At 71.3% G+C, this 20,514-nt stretch carries 19 protein-coding genes; 15 read left to right on the top strand and 4 right to left on the bottom strand.

Annotated elements, in window-relative coordinates:
- The first annotated feature begins 98 nt into the window (after nt 1-98).
- Complete coding sequence (locus tag ABGB12_RS20930; RefSeq protein ID WP_347680393.1) at nt 99-2,024, top strand: hypothetical protein; 1,926 nt, start codon at nt 99-101, stop codon at nt 2,022-2,024.
- Between the two features lie 17 nt (nt 2,025-2,041).
- Nucleotides 2,042-3,937, top strand: coding sequence for a hypothetical protein (locus ABGB12_RS20925; protein ID WP_347680391.1), 1,896 nt, complete (start codon nt 2,042-2,044; stop codon nt 3,935-3,937).
- A gap of 96 nt (nt 3,938-4,033) precedes the next feature.
- On the opposite strand, the gene ABGB12_RS20920 is transcribed toward ABGB12_RS20925, so the two are convergent.
- Both ABGB12_RS20920 and ABGB12_RS20915 read right to left on the bottom strand, forming a co-directional pair.
- Nucleotides 4,034-6,223: an MMPL family transporter gene (locus tag ABGB12_RS20920; RefSeq protein WP_347680389.1), complete on the bottom strand. Its 2,190-nt coding sequence runs from the start codon at nt 6,221-6,223 to the stop codon at nt 4,034-4,036.
- A 71-nt stretch (nt 6,224-6,294) separates the two neighbouring features.
- On the bottom strand, nt 6,295-6,876 hold the full coding sequence (locus ABGB12_RS20915; RefSeq protein ID WP_347680387.1) for a TetR/AcrR family transcriptional regulator: 582 nt from the start codon (nt 6,874-6,876) through the stop codon (nt 6,295-6,297).
- A gap of 245 nt (nt 6,877-7,121) precedes the next feature.
- On the opposite strand from ABGB12_RS20915, the gene ABGB12_RS20910 reads away from it, so the two are divergent.
- Complete coding sequence (locus ABGB12_RS20910) at nt 7,122-8,378, top strand: glycerophosphodiester phosphodiesterase family protein (RefSeq protein ID WP_347680385.1); 1,257 nt, start codon at nt 7,122-7,124, stop codon at nt 8,376-8,378.
- A 39-nt stretch (nt 8,379-8,417) separates the two neighbouring features.
- Here ABGB12_RS20910 and ABGB12_RS20905 read toward each other — a convergent pair whose 3' ends face one another.
- Nucleotides 8,418-8,810 (bottom strand): hypothetical protein, encoded by a 393-nt coding sequence (locus ABGB12_RS20905; RefSeq protein ID WP_347680383.1) that lies wholly within the window; start codon nt 8,808-8,810, stop codon nt 8,418-8,420.
- 149 nt (nt 8,811-8,959) lie between these two features.
- Here ABGB12_RS20905 and ABGB12_RS20900 point away from each other — a divergent pair, with 149 nt between their 5' ends.
- The 6 genes from ABGB12_RS20900 (at nt 8,960) to ABGB12_RS20875 (ending at nt 14,606) form a co-directional block, all read left to right on the top strand.
- The gene (locus tag ABGB12_RS20900) at nt 8,960-10,213 is read left to right on the top strand and encodes an ATP-binding protein (protein ID WP_347680381.1); all 1,254 of its coding nucleotides are present in this window, start codon (nt 8,960-8,962) and stop codon (nt 10,211-10,213) included.
- A gap of 26 nt (nt 10,214-10,239) precedes the next feature.
- A complete protein-coding gene (locus ABGB12_RS20895) occupies nt 10,240-11,118 on the top strand; it encodes a TIGR03619 family F420-dependent LLM class oxidoreductase (RefSeq protein WP_347680379.1) in 879 nt (292 codons plus the stop codon).
- A 93-nt stretch (nt 11,119-11,211) separates the two neighbouring features.
- Nucleotides 11,212-11,970, top strand: a complete 759-nt coding sequence (locus ABGB12_RS20890) for a GNAT family N-acyltransferase (RefSeq protein ID WP_347680377.1) — start codon at nt 11,212-11,214, stop codon at nt 11,968-11,970.
- Nucleotides 11,967-12,773, top strand: a complete 807-nt coding sequence (locus ABGB12_RS20885) for a lysophospholipid acyltransferase family protein (protein ID WP_347680375.1) — start codon at nt 11,967-11,969, stop codon at nt 12,771-12,773. Before ABGB12_RS20890 ends, ABGB12_RS20885 begins: the two co-directional genes overlap by 4 nt.
- Before the next feature lie 105 nt (nt 12,774-12,878).
- Nucleotides 12,879-14,132 carry an enterobactin transporter EntS gene (gene entS, locus ABGB12_RS20880; protein ID WP_347680373.1) on the top strand — a complete coding sequence of 418 codons (1,254 nt, stop codon included), beginning with the start codon at nt 12,879-12,881 and terminating at the stop codon, nt 14,130-14,132.
- 30 nt (nt 14,133-14,162) lie between these two features.
- Nucleotides 14,163-14,606 (top strand): nuclear transport factor 2 family protein, encoded by a 444-nt coding sequence (locus tag ABGB12_RS20875; protein ID WP_347680371.1) that lies wholly within the window; start codon nt 14,163-14,165, stop codon nt 14,604-14,606.
- A 4-nt stretch (nt 14,607-14,610) separates the two neighbouring features.
- Here ABGB12_RS20875 and ABGB12_RS20870 read toward each other — a convergent pair whose 3' ends face one another.
- A complete protein-coding gene (locus ABGB12_RS20870; protein WP_347680369.1) occupies nt 14,611-15,405 on the bottom strand; it encodes an AraC family transcriptional regulator in 795 nt (264 codons plus the stop codon).
- Nucleotides 15,406-15,520: 115 nt separating this feature from the next.
- Here ABGB12_RS20870 and ABGB12_RS20865 point away from each other — a divergent pair, with 115 nt between their 5' ends.
- The 6 genes from ABGB12_RS20865 to ABGB12_RS20840 all read left to right on the top strand — a co-directional run bounded on the left by ABGB12_RS20865 (nt 15,521) and on the right by ABGB12_RS20840 (nt 20,450).
- Nucleotides 15,521-16,519: an ABC transporter substrate-binding protein gene (locus ABGB12_RS20865; protein ID WP_347680367.1), complete on the top strand. Its 999-nt coding sequence runs from the start codon at nt 15,521-15,523 to the stop codon at nt 16,517-16,519.
- Between the two features lies 1 nt (nt 16,520).
- The gene (locus ABGB12_RS20860) at nt 16,521-17,327 is read left to right on the top strand and encodes a siderophore-interacting protein (RefSeq protein WP_347680365.1); all 807 of its coding nucleotides are present in this window, start codon (nt 16,521-16,523) and stop codon (nt 17,325-17,327) included.
- Entirely contained in the window at nt 17,317-18,306 is a 990-nt protein-coding gene (locus tag ABGB12_RS20855) for an iron chelate uptake ABC transporter family permease subunit (RefSeq protein WP_347680363.1), read from the top strand. Before ABGB12_RS20860 ends, ABGB12_RS20855 begins: the two co-directional genes overlap by 11 nt.
- Nucleotides 18,303-19,322 carry an iron chelate uptake ABC transporter family permease subunit gene (locus tag ABGB12_RS20850; RefSeq protein WP_347680361.1) on the top strand — a complete coding sequence of 340 codons (1,020 nt, stop codon included), beginning with the start codon at nt 18,303-18,305 and terminating at the stop codon, nt 19,320-19,322. The genes ABGB12_RS20855 and ABGB12_RS20850 overlap by 4 nt, the downstream gene beginning before the upstream one ends.
- The gene (locus tag ABGB12_RS20845; protein ID WP_347680359.1) at nt 19,319-20,095 is read left to right on the top strand and encodes an ABC transporter ATP-binding protein; all 777 of its coding nucleotides are present in this window, start codon (nt 19,319-19,321) and stop codon (nt 20,093-20,095) included. Before ABGB12_RS20850 ends, ABGB12_RS20845 begins: the two co-directional genes overlap by 4 nt.
- A gap of 94 nt (nt 20,096-20,189) precedes the next feature.
- Complete coding sequence (locus tag ABGB12_RS20840; RefSeq protein WP_347680357.1) at nt 20,190-20,450, top strand: hypothetical protein; 261 nt, start codon at nt 20,190-20,192, stop codon at nt 20,448-20,450.
- Nucleotides 20,451-20,514 lie beyond the last annotated feature (64 nt).

Below are 20,514 nucleotides of genomic sequence, written 5' to 3'. Positions count from 1 at the left end.
CGTGACGGCGGGCCACAGGCGATCTCTCGTGTTCTCACATGGAACTCCGATGTTCCTCCGACGCGGCCCACATCGCCCCGCGCTGGACTCCTGTGTCCATGAGACTCCCCAGATCCCCCCGAGGCCGCCTCACGGCCTCGGGCGTCGCGCTCCTGAGCGGCGCGCTCCTGCTGAGCTCCTGCGCCGACCGGCCCGTCCGGACCGACCTGGCCGCCGCCCCGCGGGGCTCCACCCCGCCCCCGCCCTTCGAGCCGGTCGAGGTCGACCGGGACATCGCCCTCCCCGAAGGGGTGAAGCCGTCCTCCTCCCAGGGCGTCCGGCTCGCCCCGGACGGCCGGCACCTGGTCATGAGCATCGTCTACCGGGGCGAGGAGCAGGTCGGCGTGATGCTGCCGGACGGTTCCGGCTTCTCCTGCGTCACCTGCGGGAAGCTGAAGACCGCGCGCGGCACCGAGGTCTTCCCCGACGGGAAGAAGCTCTGGGTGGAGCGGGTCCCCGAGGGCTCCGGCGCGCCCGGCGCCAGCGGCGGGACAGGCGACATCCACTACTCGGTGCTGGAGTGCGCGCCCAGCGTCTACGACTGCCGGACGTCGAAGCTCGTGCCCGTCCGCTTCCCCGTCCCCGGGCTGAAGCAGGGCGCCCAGAACCGGGCCGTCCAGCTCCACCCGGACGGCCGACACCTGCGCTGGACGGAGGTCCGCGCCCTCGAAGGCGCCCGGATGACGATCGGGCGGCTGGAGCGTCGCGAGGACCGGTACGTCGTGACCGGGCCGCGCGTCGCCAACCCCGCCTTCAAGCTCGGTGACGACCCCGCCGACTGGGTCGCGGCGGGGGCCTACTACGAGGCCGGGCAGTGGCTCGACGGCGGCCGGACCCTGAAGGTCGGCGCCACCAGCGGCAGCGCCCTGAACTACGACATCTTCACCCTCGACCTGGCGACCGGCGAGTACCGCCGGGTCACCACCGACACCGACTACAACGAGGGCACCGACGGCTCTCCCGACGACCGCTGGCTGGCCTACACCTCCGCCCGGGGCCTGGACCGGATGGACGTGTTCACCCGGCTCCAGCGCCCGCCGTTCATCGACATGGCGGCCTTCGCCCAGATCGGCCGCGTCGGGCTGTGGAACAACCGGCGGTGCATGAACGAACGCTGGCTCATGGACCGCGAGGGCCAGCGCGGCACCTACGGCGGCCAGCCCGTCATCACCGAGGACGCCTGGACCATCCGCTCCTGGTCCTGGTATCCCGACGGGACCCGCGCCCTGATCGCCGAAGAGCACGTGACCGCGCGGACCGGGACGCCCGGCTACCAGCCGGACATCCGCATCAGGGTCCTGCGCTTCCCCTCCCGCAAGCCTGCCAGGCCCACCCCCGTCGTCCCCCTCGACAGCCTCGACCTGTCGAAGTCGACGGTGCCCGCCAAGGACTACAAGGCGGTCGCCGCCCGGCAGATCCGCGGCAGGGTCGTGCACGGCGAGCACTCCGGCACCGCGAAGCTGACCTTCACCGGCACCTTCCTGGCCGGAGAGTGGAAGGTTCGCTATGACCGGTATTCCGACGACGGGCAGAGCTTCGTCACCGGCACCGAGTCCCTGAAGACGCCCCTGGCCTCGGCCGTCGCCGACTGGAAGGCCGACCTGAAGGTCACCGGACGGGACAACGGGTACCTGCGCGGCGCCCTGACCGTCCGGCAGCCGGCGAAGTTCGAGGGCACCGTCGAGAGCGAGGTCAACGGCGAACTGCTCAAGGGCGTCCCCGTCCAGGCCGATTGCCCCGGGATCCGACAGCCGCGGCTCGCCCTCGCCGCCGCGGGCACCGGCCCCGGCAAGACCGTCCGCGTGCGGGTGACCGCCCGGGTCCCCGAGGACCCCACGCCCCGTCCCGTCCGCGACGCGAAGGTGACGACCCTCGGCACCACCGTGCGCACCGACGCCGACGGCTACGCCCGCGTGCCCGCGACCGGCGGGACCGTCACGGCCTCCGCAGGCGGTTTCAAGCCCACGACCCTCACCCTCCCCTGACCGGCCGAGGAGTCACCATGCGACACCGACACCCCGTACGCCACGGTCGTAAGGCCGTCATAGGTCTGCTCCTCGTGTCCGCCGCCCTGACCGGGTGGACGCAGACGGGCACCGTCCCCGACCTCACCCGGACGGCCGCGCCGTCCTCGCCCGCACCGCTGGAGCCCATCGAGGTCGAGTCCACCGTCGCGATGCCGCCCGGCGTCACGCTGAACTCCGGCCAGGCCAACTCCCTCAAGCTCATCGCCGGCGAGAAGTGGGTGATCGCCAACGTCACCTACCGGGGCACCGCCCAGGTCGCCGCGATCGAACTGGGCGGCCCCGGCTTCAGCTGCATCAGCTGCGGGGCCCTGGACGGGGCCAGGGAGGCCTCGCCCTTCCCCGACGGCAAGCGCGCGCTCATGGCCGGGGCGGCCGCCGGCGCGTCCGACATCCAGCACCAGGTCGTCGAATGCACGCCGAGCCTGCAGGACTGCCGGGAGCGCGAGGTCCTGCCGATCGTGCTGCCCAGGGACGGGCTCCTCCAGGGCGCGCAGAACCGCGAGCCCCGGCTGCACCCGGACGGAAAGCACCTCACCTGGACCGAGGTGCGCATGACCGAGGGCCCCGTCATGCTGCTCGCCGGGCTCGAGCGGCGCGCGAAGCGCTACGTCGTCACCTCTCCCAGGGTGCTCAACCCCGCCTACCGGCTGGGCTCCGATCCCACGGGATGGGAGGAGGGAGGGCGGTACTACGAGACCGGGGGCGGCTGGCTCGACGGCGGGCGCACACTCGTCTACCGGGCCACCGGCAGCGCGCTGAACTACGACATCTGGGAGCTCGACCTCGCGACCGGGCACCGCCGCAAGATCACCGAGGATCTCGACTACAACGAGATGTACGAGGGCTCGCCGGACGGCCGGACCAGCGCCTACGCCTCGGCACGCGGGCTGGACCGGATGGACGTGGTCACCCGGCTCCGGCGCCCGACGTTCCTCGACACGACCGCGTTCGCCCAGATCGGCCGGGCCGCCCTGTGGAACAACCGGCGGTGCATGAACGAACGCTGGCTCATGGACCGCGAGGGCCAGCGCGGCACCTACGGCGGCCAGCCCGTCGTCCTCCAGGACGGCTGGGTCATGCGCGGCTGGGACTGGTTCCACGACAGCACCCGCGCCGTCATCACCGAGGAGCCCTTCACCCCGACGGCCGGGGGCACGGGCGCGGCCGACGTCCGGATGCGGATCATCCGGTTCCCCGCCCGGAGGCCGACCGCGCCGCGTCCCGTCGTCGACCTCGACACCGTCGACTACGCTCGCTGGTCCGTCCCCTACAAGGACTACCGGGGCATCGCCTCGCGCCAGGTGCGCGGCAGGAAGGTCGAGGGCCGCCGCTCCGGCACCGCGACGCTCGACTTCACCGGCACCTTCGCGGCCGGGAAGTGGAAGGTGCGCTACGACCGGTACTCCGACGACGGGCGGACCTTCCTCACCGGCACCGAGTCGCTCGCCACGCCGAGCCCGACGCTCCTGGGCGTCTGGCAGGCCGACCTCAAGGCCACCGGGCGCCATCCCGGACACCTGCGCGGCAGGCTCACCATCACCAAGCCCGCGAAGGTCAAGGGCACCGTCGAGAGCGAGGTGGACGGTGTGCGCTCCAGCGGGCTGCCCGCCCAGGCCGACTGCCCCGGGGTGCGGCAGCCGCAACTCGCCCTCACTGCCGCGGGCACCGGACCCGGCAAGACCGTCCGCGTTCGGGTCACCGCCCGGGTCCCCGAAGACCCCACACCCCGCCCCGTCCGCGACGCGCAAGTGACCGCCTCCGGCACCACCGTGCGCACCGACGCCGACGGCTACGCCCGCGTACCCGCGAACAGCGGAAACGTGACGGCCGTCGCGGGAGGCTTCAAGCCCGCGTCCCTCGCGCTTCCCTGACCGAGGAGCCGTCTTGCGCCGACGGGCGCCCGGACGGCGGAGCGGCGGTACGCCCGGTCTTTCCGGGCGCACCGCCGCTCCTTCCTCCGATCCGGGTCAGGCCCGGAGGAGGACCTCGGGCTCCTTCTCCGCCAGATGGGTGTTCAGGCGCTCGCCCTCGACGTCGACGTTCGGCAGGGCCTTGTCGAGCCAGCCGGGCAGCCACCAGGCGGACTTCCCGAGCAGGGCCAGGACAGCGGGGACGATGGCCATGCGGACGACGAAGGCGTCCAGGAAGACGGCGATGGCCAGGCCGAAGCCGATCATCTTGACCATGGCGTCGTCCATGCCGATGAAGCCCGCGAACACGCTGATCATGATGATGGCGGCGGCGGTGACCACCCGGGCACCGTGCTGGAAGCCCGTGATGACGGATTGCTCGGGCGACTCGCCGTGCACGTGGGCCTCACGCATCCGGGTGACGAGGAAGACCTCGTAGTCCATGGCCAGGCCGAACACCACGCCCACCATGAAGATCGGCATCATGCTCATGATCGGGCCGGGGTTCTCCAGGCCGAACAGGTCCTTGAGCCAGCCCCACTGGAACACCGCGACGACGGCGCCGAGCGCGGCCAGCACCGACAGCAGGAAGCCCAGCGCGGCCTTGAGCGGCACGAGGATCGAGCGGAACACCAGGATCAACAGCAGGAACGCCAGGCCCACCACCAGGGCGAGGTAGGGCACCAGCGCCTCGTCGAGCTTCTCCGACAGGTCGATCGCGACGGCCGTCTGTCCGCTGACCAGGAGGTCGGCGTCGGTCTCCGCCTCGAGGTCCGAGCCCGTGTCCCGGATCGCGTGAACGAGCCTCTCGGTCTCGGGACTGCTGGGGTTGGTCGCCGGGATGACGGTGACCAGCGCGGTGTCCCCCGCCTGGTTGAAGGTCGGCGGGGTGACCGCGACGACGCCCTTGAGCTTCTGGATCTCGGCGACGACCGTCTGCGCGGCCTGCTGGGGCGCCTGGCTGCCGGAGACGTCGACGACCGTCAGCAGGGTGCCGTTGAAGCCGGGGCCGAAGCCTTCCGAGAGCAGGTCGTAGGCCTTGCGCTGAGTGGTGGAGACCGGCTGGGAGCCCTCGTCGGGCAGCGCGAGCGTCAGATCGGCGACGGGGATCGCCATGACGCCCAGGCCGACGACGCCGGCGAGCAGCACGGCCACCGGGCGGCGCAGCACGAGGTTCGCCCACCTCACGCCGAGGCCGGAGTCCTCCTCGTCGACGTGGACGGTGCTCTTGCGGTCCTTGCGGGAGCGCACCTTGTCCCCGGCGAGGCCGAGCAGGGCCGGGATCAGGGTCAGCGCGACCAGGACGGCGACGACGACGGCCGCCGCGGCCGCCACGCCCATCTTGGTGAGGAGCGGGAGGTTGATCACCGCGAGGCCAGCCAGCGCGATGATGACCGTCAGGCCCGCGAACACCACCGCCGAGCCCGCGGTGCCGACGGCCCGTCCGACCGCCTCCAGCGGGGCGCGCCCGGCGGCGAGCTCGGAGCGGTGCCGGGAGACGATGAACAGCGCGTAGTCGATGCCGACCGCCAGGCCGATCATGGTGGCCAGGACCGGGGTGGTGCTGTTGAACTCGAAGGTCGAGCTGAGCGCGGTGATGCCCGCGACGGAGACGCCGATGCCCAGGAGCGCGGTGAACAGAGGGAGTCCCGCGGCGACCAGCGAGCCGAACGTCAAAAGGAGGACGACCGCGGAGACGCCCACGCCGATCGCCTCGGTGACGCCGCCCTCGGCCTTCGCCTGGACGGCGTCACCGCCGACCTCGACGGTCAGGCCGCCGTCCCGGCCGTGCTCGACGGTCTCCAGGAGGTGCTCGCGCTGCCCCGCGTTGAACTCGACGGCATTCACCTTGTAGGTGACCTGCGTGTAGGCGATCGCCTGGGTCTGGCTGACGGCCCCGGTCTGGTAGGGGTCGGTCACGCTCTGGACGCCAGGGGCCGTCTTCAGCTCGGCCAGGACCTTCTCGACCTTGGCCTTCTGGACCGGCTGGGTGATCTGGGCGCCGTCCGGGGCCTTGAACACGACGCGGGCGGTCGCGCCGTCCGCGCTCATTCCGGGGAAGCGTTCGGCCAGCAGGTCGAAGGCCCGCTGGGACTCGGTGCCGGGGATCGAGAACTGGCTGGCGGCCGTGGTCGGGGCGGTGGCCGCGCCGAAGCCGGCGAGACCCAGGGCGAGCAGCCATCCGACGAGGACGAACCACCGCCTCCGGAAGGCGAATTGCCCTAGTTTGTAGAGGAAAGTAGCCATGGCTGAAGAGAGCTCCCGTAGAGATCGGAGATCAGAAGGAGGGAAAGGGAGTGCTCTGAGCGGGGTGCGGCTCAGGAGAGGTCGAGAGCGGGAATGATCACGGCGTCCACGTAACGCAGCAGGTAGTCGGCGTCGGCGTCCAGGCCTTCGACCAGCCAGCGTCCGGCCAGGCCGCCCAGCAGCATGTCCGCGACGAACCCGGCCGCCGGGTTCTCCGGCTTCAGCTCGCCCCGTTCCACCGCGCGCGCCACCATCAGCCGGAGCCCTTCCAGCTCCGGTTCGACGACCAGCCCTCGCAGCGCCGTCCGCAGCTCCTCGTCCTGCTCCGACGCGTGCCCCAGGGCCCGCATGAGCTCCATGCCCTGGGGCAGCTGCTCGCCGAGCCACCGGGCCATGCCCCGCAGATCCTCGGCCAGGCTTCCGGTGTCGATGTCCGAGAGCGACACGCGCTCGCACCTCGCCAGCGCCGTCGCCACCAGCTCGGGCTTGCTCCGCCACTGCCGGTAGAGCGTCGCCTTGCTGGAGTGCGCCCGGGCCGCGACCGCGTCCATGGTCAACGCGTCGTACCCGACCTCCCTCACGAGGTCGAGCACGGCCGTGAGCAGCTCGCTCTCCCTCTCCGGCGACAACCGGCTACGACGCTGCTCAGCCACATCGAGAGACTCTAGCGCCATCCCCACTCCCCGAAGGTGAACGAAACGGTTTCGTTCACTTGGTAAGCCTAAGCCTCCGCCCCCCGCGGAGTCCGCCTTCGGCGACGTGGGCTAGGTCTCTTTCTCGCCGCCCACACTGGAACGCTACATACGCCCCAAATCGGACATTCATCTCAGCTTCCTCCGGGGATCACCGGAGGCGCCTAGGTTTCCCGGATCACCCCCCTTCTCTCCGAGGTAGAACCATGCGCATCCCGAACTCACGCCGATGGGCGCGCAACACCGCGCTGGCGGCGCTGGCCGCCGCCGTCTCCGTGCCGCTCGCCGTCTCCGCCCCCGCCCACGCCGCCCCCGCCAAGGCGCCCGAGCCCATCGAGACCGTCGTCCCCGCCGAGGACCTCTTCCCCTACCCCGACGCCGACCTCACCCTCGTCAACCACCGCGGCCTGTCCCCCGGCCACCCCGAGAACACCCTCGCCGCGTTCCGCAACTCGATCGCCCTGGGCGTCGACGCCATCGAGATCGACCTGCGCTCCACCGGGGACGGCGCGATCGTGATCATGCACGATGACACCGTCGACCGCACCACCGACGGCACCGGCAGGGTCAGGGACCTCACCCTGGAGCAGATCAAGGCCCTGGACGCGGGCGGCGGCGAGCGCGTCCCGACTTATGCCGAGACCCTGGCGACGCTCCAGGGCACCGGCGTCCGGCTGCTGCTCGACATCAAGGAGTCCTCGCGCATCCCCGAGATCGTCGAGCTCACCGAGCGGTACGACATGGCCTCGGACGTCATCGTCGGCCCCCGCACCGTCCAGGCCCTCAACGAGTTCAAGGCCCTCAATCCCGGCCTGCGCACCCTCGGCTTCATCCCCACCCCCGCTGACGCGGACGCGTTCATCGCGGCGGGCGTCGACTACATCCGCCTGTGGCCGCACTGGATCACCGACTCCCGCGACAGCGCCGCCTGCAGGGCCGACTACGCCGCCCGCGTGGCCGCCTACGAGAACGGCGAGCGTGCCGTCCCCGGCTCGGCCTCCTGCGTCCTGGAGAACGTCGTCGCCCAGGGCACCCCCGTCTGGTCCACCGTCAACGACGCCCCCTATGAGTCCATGGACGAGCTGCTCCGGCTCGGCGCCACCGGCCTCCTCTCCGACCTGCCCGGTGTCCTGGCCCAGCTCCTCGACGACGTCGAGGGCGAGCGTTTCACCGCCGCCGGCCGGCAGGTGAAGGACCTCGCCGCGCAGATCGAGCACGACTCCAAGAACAAGCACTCCAAGCGCGGGGGCAAGCACTTCGTCAAGGAGTCCCGGCGCGTTCTCAGGGAACTCCGCGACGTCTCCCGCCACATCGCCGCGGGTGAGACCGAGCAGGCCTGCACCGTCCTGGAGGGGACCGCCGAGGCCGTCCGCTCCGCCTCCTTCCCCGCGGCCTTCACCACCGCCTACCTCAACCGCCTGGCCCACACCGGGGCCACTCTGGCCTGCTCCCGCTTCGCCTGAGCCGACCGGAGGCCCTCGCCCCGGGGAGTCCCGGTCCGCTCAGTCGGGCCGGGACTCCCAGATCTCGGTGATCTTCTCGATGTCGGCGCGGGTGAACGGGCCGAGACGGAAGTCGCCGGGGCCGGAGTAGGAGCCGACCAGGACGTAGTTCAGGCCCATGGCGCGGACGGTGCTGACCCTGCTGACCTCGCTCCAGCCGATGAACGGCACCCGGAGGAGGCCGTGGCCGGCGATGCCGTTCTCGGAGATCTCGACGCGGGCCTTGCGGAAGGAGAAGGACACCCACATCGAGAAGACGGCGATGACGGCCAGGGGGACGGCGAACACCACCAGGTAGGGGCCCTTGAGCATCATCCAGGCCGCGAGCAGCAGGAGGCCCACCGACGCGTACCAGAAGAAGTTGCTCGACCGGGCGAAGAGAGTCTTGAACACCCGGGGATTATCCGGCTTCACACCACGCAAAGAAAAGAAAGAACCAGGGCAAACATCCCCTAAGGGCTCATGGGAAGGCCTCGAAACAGGAATAGGTACAGCGAAAAGTCCTGTTTTGGTTCTGTCAGATCTCTGCGAACGGTGTCGTGATGGGAAACTCGAAGATCGACTACTGGGCGGTGTTCCGGGACAGTCCCTCTCCCACCGTGCTGCTGGACCGCGAGTTCATCATCGCGGCGGCCAACGACGCCTGCCTGCGGGTGTCCGAGAGGCGGCCGGAGGAGATGGTCGGGAAGTCCATCTTCGACCTCTTCCCCAGCGAACCCGTCGATCCGGAAGCGAAAGGCTGCCGCACCCTGCGCGAGTCCCTCGAACGGGTGCTGGCGACGGGCGAGCGGAGCGTCGTGGCACTGCAGAAGCAGAGCGCCGAGATGCCCGGCAGGCCCGGGGCGTTCCGGAACCGCTACTGGAGCCAGGTCACCGCGCCGGTCTTCGGCCCGGACGGGAAGGTGGAGCTCATCATCCACCAGGCCGAGGAGGTCACCGGCTTCCTGCAGTGGCTGCGCCGGGCCCGCAGGCTCGCCGACCCCGGCATCCGTGCCGACCTGGAGGCGATGGAGAACCAGGTCTACGCCCGCTCCTTCGAGCTCCAGGAGTTCAACGAACGGCTCCAGCACGCACACGAGCAGCAGCGCCAGATCTCCCTGTCCCTGCGGGACGCGGTGGAGCGCCAGCGCCGGTTCGTCTCCGACATCTCCCACGACCTGCGCAATCCCCTCACGGGCCTGCAGCTGCGCCTGGAGGAGGCGCTCTCCGACCCGGAGACCGACGTCCAGGAGGTGCTGCACTCGGTGCTGCGGGACGCCCAGCGGCTCAACGACCTGGTCTCCGACCTGCTGGAGCTCACCCGCCTCGACGCGCACAAGCCCATCCCCTCCGAGCCGATCGACCTGGGCGGCCTGGTCTCCGAGGAGCTGAAGCGCCACGCCTTCAAGCACCGGCCCCTCAGCTGCGCCAGCCCCGGGGTCGTCGTGTGCGCCTCCCGGATCCGGCTGACCCGCCTGCTGGCCAATCTGCTGACCAACGCCGACCGCCACGCCTCACGCGAGATCCGGGTGACCGTCGAGGCCGTGCCGCCCCACGCGGTGCTGGAGGTCGCCGACGACGGCCCCGGCATCCCCCCGGAGGAGCGCGAGCTGGTCTTCGAACGCTTCCACCGCTCGGAAGAGGCGCGCCGCAAGGATCCGGGCGGGAGCGGCCTGGGGCTGCCCATCTCCCGCGAGATCGCCGAGACCTACGGCGGCACCCTGGAGCTGGCCGACAACCCCTCCGGCGGTGCCCGGTTCGTTCTGCGCCTCCCGCTGTGCCCCGGCGAACAGGCGGGACAGGACCTGCCGAACTGAAACAGGTTCTACTATGCTCCGGCCTCATGCGGTTCACCTATGCCGAGGCCATGACCGATCCGTCCTACCACCTTCCGCTGGCGCGGGCCGCCGAGGCGGCGGGCTACTCCAGCATCAGCGTCGCGGACTCGCTGGTCTACCCGAAGGAGTCCGACTCCCGTTACCCCTACACCCCCGACGGGAGCCGGGAGTTCCTGGAGGACAAGGACTTCATCGAGACGTTCACCCTCATCGCGGCCATGGGCGCGGTGACCTCGACGATCAGGTTCACGCCGTTCGTCCTCAAGCTCGCGGTGCGCCCGCCGGTGCTGGTGGCCAAGCAGGCGAGTTCGATCGCCTGCCTGACCGGGAACCGGCTGGGGCTGGGCGTCGGGCTCAGCCCGTGGCAGGAGGACTTCCAGGTGATGGGCGTGCCGTGGGAGCGGCGCGGCAAGCGCATGGACGAGTCCATCGAGGTGGTCCGCGGCCTGACCGGCGGCGGCTACTTCGAGTACCACGGCGAGTTCTTCGACTTCCCGGCCGTGAAGATGTCCCCGGCCCCCACCGAGCCGATCCCGATCCTGGTCGGCGGCCACAGCGCTCCCGCGCTGCGCCGCGCCGCGCGGCTGGGCGACGGCTGGATGCACGGCGGCGGAGACGCCGAGGAACTGGACTCCCTGCTGGCCCGGCTGGCCGCCGCGCGCGCCGAGGAGGGCACCGCGGACCGGCCGTTCGAGATCCACGTCATCTCCCTCGACGCCTACACGGTGGACGGGGTCAAGCGCCTGGAGGACAAGGGCGTCACCGACGTGATCGTCGGCTTCCGCATGCCCTACGTCAAAGGCCCCGACACCGAACCCCTCGCCAAGAAGATCGAGAAGCTCGAACGCTTCGCCGAGTCGGTGATCTCCAAGGTCGCTCCCTGAGCGGGGCGGGCGCGGACAGCGTTCACCTCGAGTTCCGGGGAGGGCAGGCGAACCTTCTTCGGGAAGGCGTTCTGTCCGGTGATCGTGCTGCGCATGACCACCCCCATCCAGGACGCCGTCCAGCTCTCCGCCCCCGCCTACACCGTTTCGATCGCCGACACCGAAGAGCAGGTCCGCGCGGCTCAGCGGCTGCGCCACCGCGTGTTCTGCCAGGAGCAGGGCGCGTGGCTGCCCACGTCCGTTCCGGGCCACGACATCGACCTGTTCGACGAGTCGGCGGATCATCTCATCGTCACCGAGACGGCGACGGACGACGTCGTCGGCACGTACCGTCTGCTCCCTCCGGGACGTGGTGGCGTCTCCTACGCCGAGACCGAGTTCGACCTCCGTTCGTTCCCCGAGTCCGTCCGCTCCTCCATGGTGGAGATGGGACGGGCCTGCGTCGCTTCCGAGCACCGCACGGGCGCCGTCATCAACCTGATGTGGGCGGGGATCGCGCGTTACGTCCTGCTGTCGGGGCACCGCTACCTGGCGGGCTGCGCCTCCGTCCCGCTGGCGGAAGGAGAGACGGCCGCGACCGCGGCGCTTCTGTTCGGCGCCGGAAAGCACGCCGCCCCCGCCGAGTTCCAGGTCCGGCCCGTCGTCCCCTGGACGCCGGCGCACACCCCCGACGCCGTCCCGCGCTACGCCGACGTCCCGCCGCTGCTGCGCGCCTACCTGCGGCTCGGCGCCTGGATCTGCGGTGCCCCGCACCACGACCCGGCTTTCAACACCGTCGACTTCTTCGTCCTCCTGGACCTGGACGGGGTGCACGAGCGCTACCGCCGCCACTTCCTCGGGGACGAGCGTTGAGCTCCTGGGCACCGGTCTCCCCCTGCACCACCGACTGCGTGTCCCACGCCGCGCCGCCCGTCCCGCTGCCCGTCGCGGCGCACCGCCTCTCGTCCGTCACGCGCGGCGTCGCCCGCGCCTTCCTGCTCGGTGAACGCCTGGCCGACCCGGCCGAACGGCGTGCCGTCGCCGGATCCGTGCTCGATGCCCTCGGCGTGCGGCTCGACGTGGTCGGCGACGGCCTGGCCGTGCCCGGCTCCCCCGGAACGCTGGTCGTCGCCAACCACATCTCCTGGCTCGACGTCCTCGTCCTGCAGGCCGTGGAGCCGGTGACGATGCTCGCCAAACGGGAGATCTCCCGCTGGCCCCTCATCAGCGTCCTGGCGCGGCGCGCCGGAACCCGTTTCATCGACCGCGAGAACCTGTACGCCCTTCCCCGCACCGTCGGCGCCCTCACGGAACTCCTCAAGAACGGCGCCCCCGTCATGGCCTTCCCCGAGGGCACCACCTGGTGCTCCACCCCCGGCGGCCCCTTCCGCAGGGCCGTCTTCCAGGCCGCCCTGGACGCCCAGGCCCCGATCCGCCCCGTCACCCTGACGTATCTGCAGCACGACGCCCCCACCACCGTCGCCGCCTACGTCGGCGCCGACACCTTCGCCGCCTCCTTCCGCCGGGTCCTCACCGCCGACGCCCTCACCGTCCGCCTCACCCTCCATCCCCCGATCCACCCCGTCCCCGGGGTGGACGACCGCCGCGCCCTGACCGAGAAGGCCCGCTCGGCCCTCGCGGCAGGCGCTTCTCCAGGCCACCGGGTGGTCCGGTAAAGCGGGCGATCAAGCTACTCTTTCCGGCCACATGGGGAACTCTGGGTTTTTCCACCCGGGTTGTCGGCTTTCAGGTGGGCCAGAGGGGTCCGGAGAAGGACAGGTATGCGGCTGCGGGATCTCATGCTCGACACCGCCCCGCTGCGGGAGAGCCGGGACTTCCGGGCGATCTTCATCGCGCGGACGGTGTCGCTGCTCGGGCTGGGGATGGCGGCCGTCGCGCTGTCCGACCAGGTGTACGACCTCACAGAGTCGTCGTTCGGAGTCGCCGTCACCACCATGACGATGAGCGTGGCGGTGCTGCTTGGGTCGTTGTCCGGCGGTGTCCTGGCCGACCGGATGGACCGGCGCCGGCTGATCGTCCTGGCCAGGTCGGCGGCCGGGCTGGCGTTCGTGGGACTGGCGGCCAACGCGTTCGCCGACCGGCCGTCCGTGGCCGTCATCTACGCGTGCGTCGCCTGGAACGGGCTGGCCACGGGCGTCAGCGTGACGACGCTGATGGCGGTGACGCCCACCCTCGTCCGCCCCGCTCAGCTTCCGGCGGCCGGAGCGCTCATCTCCCTGACCGGGCAGATCGGCTCCATCGCCGCGCCGTTCCTCGGAGGCGTCATCATCGCGCTCTGGGAGCCGGGGTGGGCGTACGCCGTCACCGCGGCCGCCACCGCGCTCACCGTGGTGCTGCTGGCCCGCGTGGGACCGCTGCCTCCCCGGCGGGGCGAGAAGGACGAGGAGGGCACGACCTCTCCCTGGGCCGGGTTCCGGTTCGCGCTGCGGCATCCGACCGTCGGCGGGCTGCTCGTCCTCGGGGCGGTCACGGCGATGTTCAGCGTTCCGACCGTGCTGTTCCCCGAACTCGTCGCCGGGAGGTTCGGCGGTGACGAGCTCGTGCTCGGGCTGCTCTACACGGCTCCCGCCGCGGGCGCGGTGGTCGTCTCCACGACCAGCGGGTGGCTCGGCGGGACCCGCAGGCCCGGGGTCGTGCTGCTGGGCGCGGCGTTCCTCGGAGGGCTCGCCACGATCGGGTTCGGGCTGAGCGAGGCGCTGCCCGTCGCGCTCGCCATGCTCGCGGTCACCGGGGCGGCCGGGGTCGTCTACGAGGTCCTGGAGTACTCCCTGGCGCAGCACCACACCCCGGACGGGCTGCGCGGCCGGATCACCGGCGTGTTCAACGCCGAGGACACCACCGGGCGGATCCTGGCCGGGGCCGAGGCGGCGGCGCTGGCGCGCTGGTTCAACCCTGGCGGGGCCGCGGTCGTCAACGGGGCGGTCTGCGCGGGGGTCGCGCTGCTGCTCGCGGTGTCCGTGCCGAGCCTGCGCCGGGCGACCCTGGAGAAGAAGCCCGCCGAAGCCGGCCCTTGACCCAAAACGAGAACACGTTACAGTTTTCCCGTGATCTCCTCTTCGGACGTCCTGTGGGAAGCACCCGACGGCGACCACCCCGCCCGGCGGGCGGCGCGGCGGTCCATGACGGCGGCCTCCGCCGGGAACAGGGACGAGTGGCTCGCCGCCTTCGCCCCGGACGCGCTCGTGGAGGACCCCGTCGGCCCCTCCATGCTCGACCCCGAGGGCAGGGGGCACCGCGGGCACGAGGGCATCGCGAAGTTCTGGGACGACTTCGTCGGGCCCGTGCAGGGCATCCGGTTCCACGTCAAGGACTCCTTCGCCAACGGCCCGTGCTGCGCCAACGTCGCGACCCTCACCATGACGCTGGGCCGCGGCGCGACCATGACGGTCGACTGCGTGATCGTCTACACGGTCGACGAGTCCGGGCTCATCACCTCGCTGCGCGCCCACTGGGAGCCGGAACGGGCGATGGCCACTCTGTCGGAGTGAGGCGCTACATCTGACGGACGTGCCGGCCGGGCGTGTGGCCGTACTCCTTCGTGAACGCCTGGATGAAAGCCGACGGGCTGGCGTACCCGACGCGGTGGGCGACCTGGATGACGGGCCGTCGTTCTTCCAGAAGCACCCGGGCGGCCTGGAGACGCAGCCGCGTACGCCATTGCGTGTACGACATTCCGAACTCCCGGTCGAAGTCACGCTGGAGCGTCTTCACGCTGGTCCGCAGGCGGACGGCCCACTCGTCCAGACGGGTGGCGTCTCCGGGCTCGTGGGTCAGGGCGCGTGCCACCGTCAGGGCGAAACCCGGTCCGCGGGTGTGGTGGCCGACGAACTCACGGGTCGTGGCGCCCAGCCCCGCCATGATGCGGGCTCGGGCGTCGAGGGCCTCCTCCTCGTCGAGCCCGGGGGTGGCCAGCGCCTGGATGAGCCGTGCCGCCTCGGCGTCCACGGAGACGGCTCCGACGCTCAGTTCCTTCAGAGCGGGGGGCACCTGGCGCAGGCAGATGCGGTAGACGGTCCGGCCGCCGCCCGCGCTGACCTCGTGGTCGGCCGTCCGCCGCGCCCAGAACGCCTCTTTGGGGCCGATGAACTGGGCGTTCATGCCGGTGAGGGTGGAGAGCATGCCGTCGGGCGTCCAGTAGAGCTGGTTCAGGAAGTCCTGCCTCCCCTCCCGGAACTCCAGCAGCCCGGACGACCGGTATTTGAGCACGCGGACGCCGTCGGGCCTGCCGATGCCGTAGCCGTAGTCCTCGCACCACTCCGCCGTATCGGAGGCAAGGTGTCCTGTCACCGACACAAGATGACCTCTCATCGATATCCGACCAATGAAAGGTAAGGCTAGCCTAAGTAGGCCTTCCGGTACTCGTCCGGAGGTGTTCTGCCTGCTTATCGAAGGAATCACCCTCATGTCCTCTCGCAAGCCCTGGCGTCTCGCCGGCGCCCTGGCCCTCGCGCTCGCCCTGACGGCCACCGGCTGCGGCTCCGGCGACTCCGCCGACAAGTCCGACACGGCGCAGACCCGGGTCTTCAAGGCGGACAACGGCGACATCACCATCCCGGCCGACCCCGAGCGGGTCGTCGCCACCGGTTACGCGGTGCCCGCCCTGATCGAGGCCGACGCCGCGCTCGTCGGCATCTCCACCTGGGAACGCGGCCTCCCCCTGATGACCGACGAGGACCGGGCGGCCTACGACAAGCTGGAGAAGATCGCGGGGGCCTCCGCCGCCGAGACCAACTACGAGGCCATCGCCGCCGTCAAGCCCGACCTCATCGTCATCGGCGTGCCCAAGCCGGCCCTCGCCCAGCTCGACCTGAAGCGGCTGGAGAGCATCGCCCCCGTCGTCGCCGTCGGCCCCACCACCCCCGACGCCTGGCGCGACCTGACCCGCCTGCAGTCCGACGCCGCGGGCCGCCTCGAGGAGTTCGAGGACGCCGAGAACGCGTACGAGAAGAAGGCCAAGGAGATCGCCGACAAGTACAAGGACGTCCTGACCGGCCTGGACTTCGGCCACGTCGGCGCCTACGGCGAGATCGAGGCAGGCTCGTTCCACCGCGAGTTCGGCGGCTCCTGGGGCACCAACATCGCCGAGGACATCGGCGTGAAGTACTACGGCGAGGTCAAGGAGAAGGGTCAGGGCGCCCTGGCCGTCAGCGAGTACCCCTCCATCGAGGAGCTGCCGGAGAGCCTCGGCGACGCCGACGCCATCACCTACACCCTCGACGCGGACGGCAAGCCCAGCGAGGCCGTCCAGTACGTCCTGGACTCCAAGCTGTGGAAGAACCTTCCGGCGGTCAAGGCGGGCAAGGTCTTCGGCCTGCAGTACACCGAGGCCGCGACGTACGCCTCCGCGCTCAAGACGCTCGACTCCATCGACAAGGCCCTCGCGCCGCTCCTGAACGGCTGACATGGACCGCAGCGCACCCCGTGACCGTGTCGCCTCCCACCACAAGGCGGGAAGCGGCACGGTCCGCATCGGTTACCCGATCGGCGTCCGCACCGTCACCGTCACACGGCGGGTCCAGGTGACGCCGAACATCGTCCGGCTGACGCTGAGCGGCCCCGAACTGGACGGATTCCACACCTACCAGGCGGACGACCACGTCAAGGTCGTCTTCCCGGACCCGGACGAAACCCTCCGCCTCCCCACCGCCAACGAGGAGCTCACCCTCGACTGGCCCAGGCCGCTGCCGCCCGCGCGCAAGTACACGATCCGCCGGTACGACGCCGCCGCGCGCGAGGCCGACCTGGAGGTCGTCCTGCACGAAGGCGGCCTCGGATCGTCCTGGGCGGCCTCCGTCGAAGTGGGCGACGAGGTCTCCATCGCAGGCCCTCCCGGAGCCAAAGCGTTCGCCCACAACTACGACCACTACGTGTTCGCGGTGGACACGACGGCGCTTCCCGCGCTCGGCCGCTGGCTGGAGGAGTCGCCTTCCGACGTCTCCGCCCACGTCGTGATCGAGACGGACGACGCCGCCGACCACGCCTACCCGCTGGCATCACGGGACGGAGTGCAGGTCACCTGGCTCGTCCGGGACGGCGGATCCGCCCTCGCCGAGACGGTGCGGTCGCTCCCCCTCCCCGACGCGCGGACCTTCCTGTTCGCCGCCGGAGAGGCCGACGACATCAAGCCGTTGCGGGCCTGGAGCAAGGAACGGTTCGACTCGTTGTTCACCGGCTACTGGAAACGCGGAGTGGCGGGGCTTGACGACTGACCTCCCCCGGCGCGTCACGATCCTCGCCGTCTCCCTTCTCCTGCTCGCGACCGCGATGGTCGCGAGCGTCTGCGTGGGCGCGCAGACACTCGCGCCCGGCGAGATCCTGCGCGCGTTCACCGACCACTCCGGAGCCGACGAGCACCTGATCGTCCGTGACGTGCGGGTGCCCCGGACGTTCCTCGCCGTCTGCGTGGGAGCCGCCCTCGGCACGGCGGGCGCGCTCGTCCAGACGCTGACCCGCAACCCGCTGGCGGAACCCGGAATCCTCGGCGTCACCGCGGGTTCCGGGTTCGCCATCACACTGGGCGCCGCGCTCGGGATCGCCGGATCGCAGTTCACGCAACTGGCGCTGGCCTTCACCGGCGCGGTGCTCGCGGCGGTCTTCGTCTACGCCGTCGGACGGACGGCGCCGCTGCGGCTCGTCCTGGCGGGGACGGCGCTCAGCGCGGTGCTCGCCGGCGTCTCGCTCGGGCTGCGCCTGCTGCTGCCGGACGTGTTCGACAAGTTCCGGTTCTGGTACGTCGGCTCGCTGGCCGGACGCGAGCAGACGTCCTTCGAACTCCTGCTGGCGGCGATCGTCGTCGCCCTGGCCGGAGCCCTCCTGGTGACCCGCCCGCTCAACGCCATCGCGCTCGGCGACAACGTCGCGCGGACGCTCGGCGCCCGGGTCGCACGGACCCGGCTGGCCGTCCTCGGCCTCATCACCGTGCTGGCCGCCGCCGCGACCGCCGCGGCCGGGCCGATCGCCTTCGTCGGACTGATCGTGCCGCACCTCGCCCGCCGCCTGGCCACCGGCTCGATCCCCTGGCTCATGGCCTACACGATGGTGCTCAGTCCCGTCCTCATGCTGGTCTCCGACGTCCTCTCGCGGGTGCTGCTGCCGACCGGCGAGGTGCCCGTCGCCGTCGTCACCGCCTTCCTCGGCGGCCCCGTGCTGATCTGGGCCGTCCGCCGCTACGGGACGGTCGCCCTGTGAGCGCCCTCGTCCTGCGCGCGGGGCGCTTCTCCGCCGAGATCGAGCGCCGGACGGCCGCCGTGTCGTCCGTGCTCGTCGCCGTCGCGCTCGCCCTCGGCCTGCTCGGCCTCTGCTACGGGACGGTCTGGGCGACTCCCGGCGAGGCCCTGGCCGCGCTGGCGAACCGCGGCGAGTCGGCCTTCGTGATCCGCGAATGGCGTCTGCCCCGGGTGACCGCGGCGCTCGTCTTCGGCGCGGCCCTCGGCGCCGCCGGGGCGATCTTCCAGAACCTCACCCGGAACGCGCTCGGCAGCCCCGACGTCATCGGCCTCGACGCCGGCTCCTACACCGGGGCGCTGGTCGTCATCACCCTCTTCGGAGGCACTGCCGCGCAGCTGTCCGCGGGCTCGGTCGCCGGCGGGCTGCTCGCCGCCACCGCGATCTACCTGCTGTCCATGAAGTCCGGCGTGAGCGGGATGCGGCTGATCGTCATCGGCATCGCGGTGAACGCCATCCTCACCGCCGTGAACTCGTGGATCATCCTGCGCGCCGAACTGGACGTCGCGATCGCCGCGACCGGCTGGAGCGCCGGCAGCCTCAACGGCGTCGACTGGGCCGACCTCGGCCCCGCGTTCACCATCCTCGCCGTGCTCGCCCTGCTGCTCGCCGCGATCTCCCGCGCCATGCACCAGAGCACGCTGGGCGACGAGCTCGCCGCCGCCTCCGGCGTGAACCTGAACGCCTTGCGCCCCCTCCTCGTGCTGGCGGGCGTCGGCTGCACCGCCACGGTGACGTCCGTCGCGGGCCCGATCGTGTTCGTCGCGCTCGCCGCGCCCCAGATCGGCCGCCGCCTCGCCGGGGCCGCCGGCGTCCCCCTCTTTCCCGCCGCGCTGACCGGCGCCGTCCTGCTCCTGGCCGCCGACCTCGCCGCCCAGATGCTGCTGGCCCCCGTCTCCCTGCCGGTCGGCGTCATGACCACGGCCGTCGGCGGCTCCTACTTCATCTGGCTCCTGTTCAAAGAAACGAAGAAAACGTGAACGCCCGACTCTCCGCCCGCGACCTCACCCTCGCCTACGGCGACCGCGTGATCTCCACCCGGCTCACCCTGGACGTCCCCGACGGGGCCTTCACCGCCATCGTCGGCGCCAACGCCTGCGGCAAGTCGACCCTGCTGCGTTCCTTCGTCCGTCTGCTCTCCCCTGCCGCGGGAACCGTCACCTTCGACGGCCGGGACGTCTCCCGCACCCGGCCCAAGGAGCTGGCCCGCAGCATCGGCTTCCTACCCCAGTCGGCGGACGCCCCCGAGAACATCCTCGTCCGCCAACTCGTAGCCCGCGGCCGCTACCCCCACCAGACCTTCCTGGCCACCTGGTCCGCCGAGGACGAGCACGCCGTCACCGAGGCCCTGAAGGCCGCAGACGTCACGGACCTGGCCGACCGCCGGGTCGAGGACCTCTCCGGCGGGCAGCGCCAGCGCGTCTGGGTGGCGATGGCCCTGGCCCAGCAGACCCCCTACCTCCTGCTGGACGAACCCACCACCTACCTCGACATCACCCACCAGTACCAGCTGCTGTCCCTCTTCGCCCGCCTCCGCGACGAGGGCCGCACCGTCATAGCCGTCCTCCACGACATCAACCAGGCCTGCCGCTACGCCGACCACCTCATCGCCATGAAGTCCGGCGCCGTCGTCGCCGAAGGCCCGCCCGCCGACATCGTCACGGCCCCCCTGATCGAGCGGGTCTTCGACCTCCCCTGCCTCGTCGTCCCCGACCCCGCCACCGGGACCCCGATGATCGTCCCCACCGTCTGACCAGCGACCATTCGGACAGCAGACCAGCGACCATTCAGGCAGCCATCCAGCGACTTCCAGGACAGCGACGGCGGCCGCATCCGATCCTTGACCTGTGGGTGAGGAGACGAAGACACCGCTCGGCCGGGTACTGCCCAGGCGGGCTCAGAGCATGCTCGACGAAGCGCTGGGAGACACCCGGGTAGTGCTGGTCACCGGTGCGCGCCAATGCGGGAAGAACACCCTCGTCCGGCTGAGCGCCGAGGGCCCCGAAGCCGAATGGCGCGATCTCGACTCGACGGCGACCCGGCTGGCGGCCGTCGAGGATCCCGACGGTTTCGTCGATGTCGGCGGACGCCTGGTCGTCGACGAGTGAGGTGCCTCTGGCCCCCGGACACGGGTGGACCGGAGTGAGGGTGGGCGGACGGACAGGACCGCCC

The organism is Actinocorallia sp. B10E7 (assembly GCF_039871655.1).
GTDB lineage: Bacteria > Actinomycetota > Actinomycetes > Streptosporangiales > Streptosporangiaceae > Actinocorallia.
This window is presented reverse-complemented; position numbering and strand designations above follow the sequence as displayed.

What these genes read in the sequence shown, in the direction of transcription:
- ABGB12_RS20895 (WP_347680379.1), top strand. Translation starts at nt 10,240, where the DNA reads ATGCGGTTCACCTATGCCGAGGCCATGACCGATCCGTCCTACCACCTT.
- ABGB12_RS20860 (WP_347680365.1), top strand. Translation starts at nt 16,521, where the DNA reads ATGGACCGCAGCGCACCCCGTGACCGTGTCGCCTCCCACCACAAGGCG.
- ABGB12_RS20900 (WP_347680381.1), top strand. Translation starts at nt 8,960, where the DNA reads ATGGGAAACTCGAAGATCGACTACTGGGCGGTGTTCCGGGACAGTCCC.
- ABGB12_RS20890 (WP_347680377.1), top strand. Translation starts at nt 11,212, where the DNA reads ATGACCACCCCCATCCAGGACGCCGTCCAGCTCTCCGCCCCCGCCTAC.
- ABGB12_RS20930 (WP_347680393.1), top strand. Translation starts at nt 99, where the DNA reads ATGAGACTCCCCAGATCCCCCCGAGGCCGCCTCACGGCCTCGGGCGTC.
- ABGB12_RS20920 (WP_347680389.1), bottom strand. Translation starts at nt 6,223, where the DNA reads ATGGCTACTTTCCTCTACAAACTAGGGCAATTCGCCTTCCGGAGGCGG.
- ABGB12_RS20910 (WP_347680385.1), top strand. Translation starts at nt 7,122, where the DNA reads ATGCGCATCCCGAACTCACGCCGATGGGCGCGCAACACCGCGCTGGCG.
- entS (WP_347680373.1), top strand. Translation starts at nt 12,879, where the DNA reads ATGCGGCTGCGGGATCTCATGCTCGACACCGCCCCGCTGCGGGAGAGC.
- ABGB12_RS20925 (WP_347680391.1), top strand. Translation starts at nt 2,042, where the DNA reads ATGCGACACCGACACCCCGTACGCCACGGTCGTAAGGCCGTCATAGGT.
- ABGB12_RS20865 (WP_347680367.1), top strand. Translation starts at nt 15,521, where the DNA reads ATGTCCTCTCGCAAGCCCTGGCGTCTCGCCGGCGCCCTGGCCCTCGCG.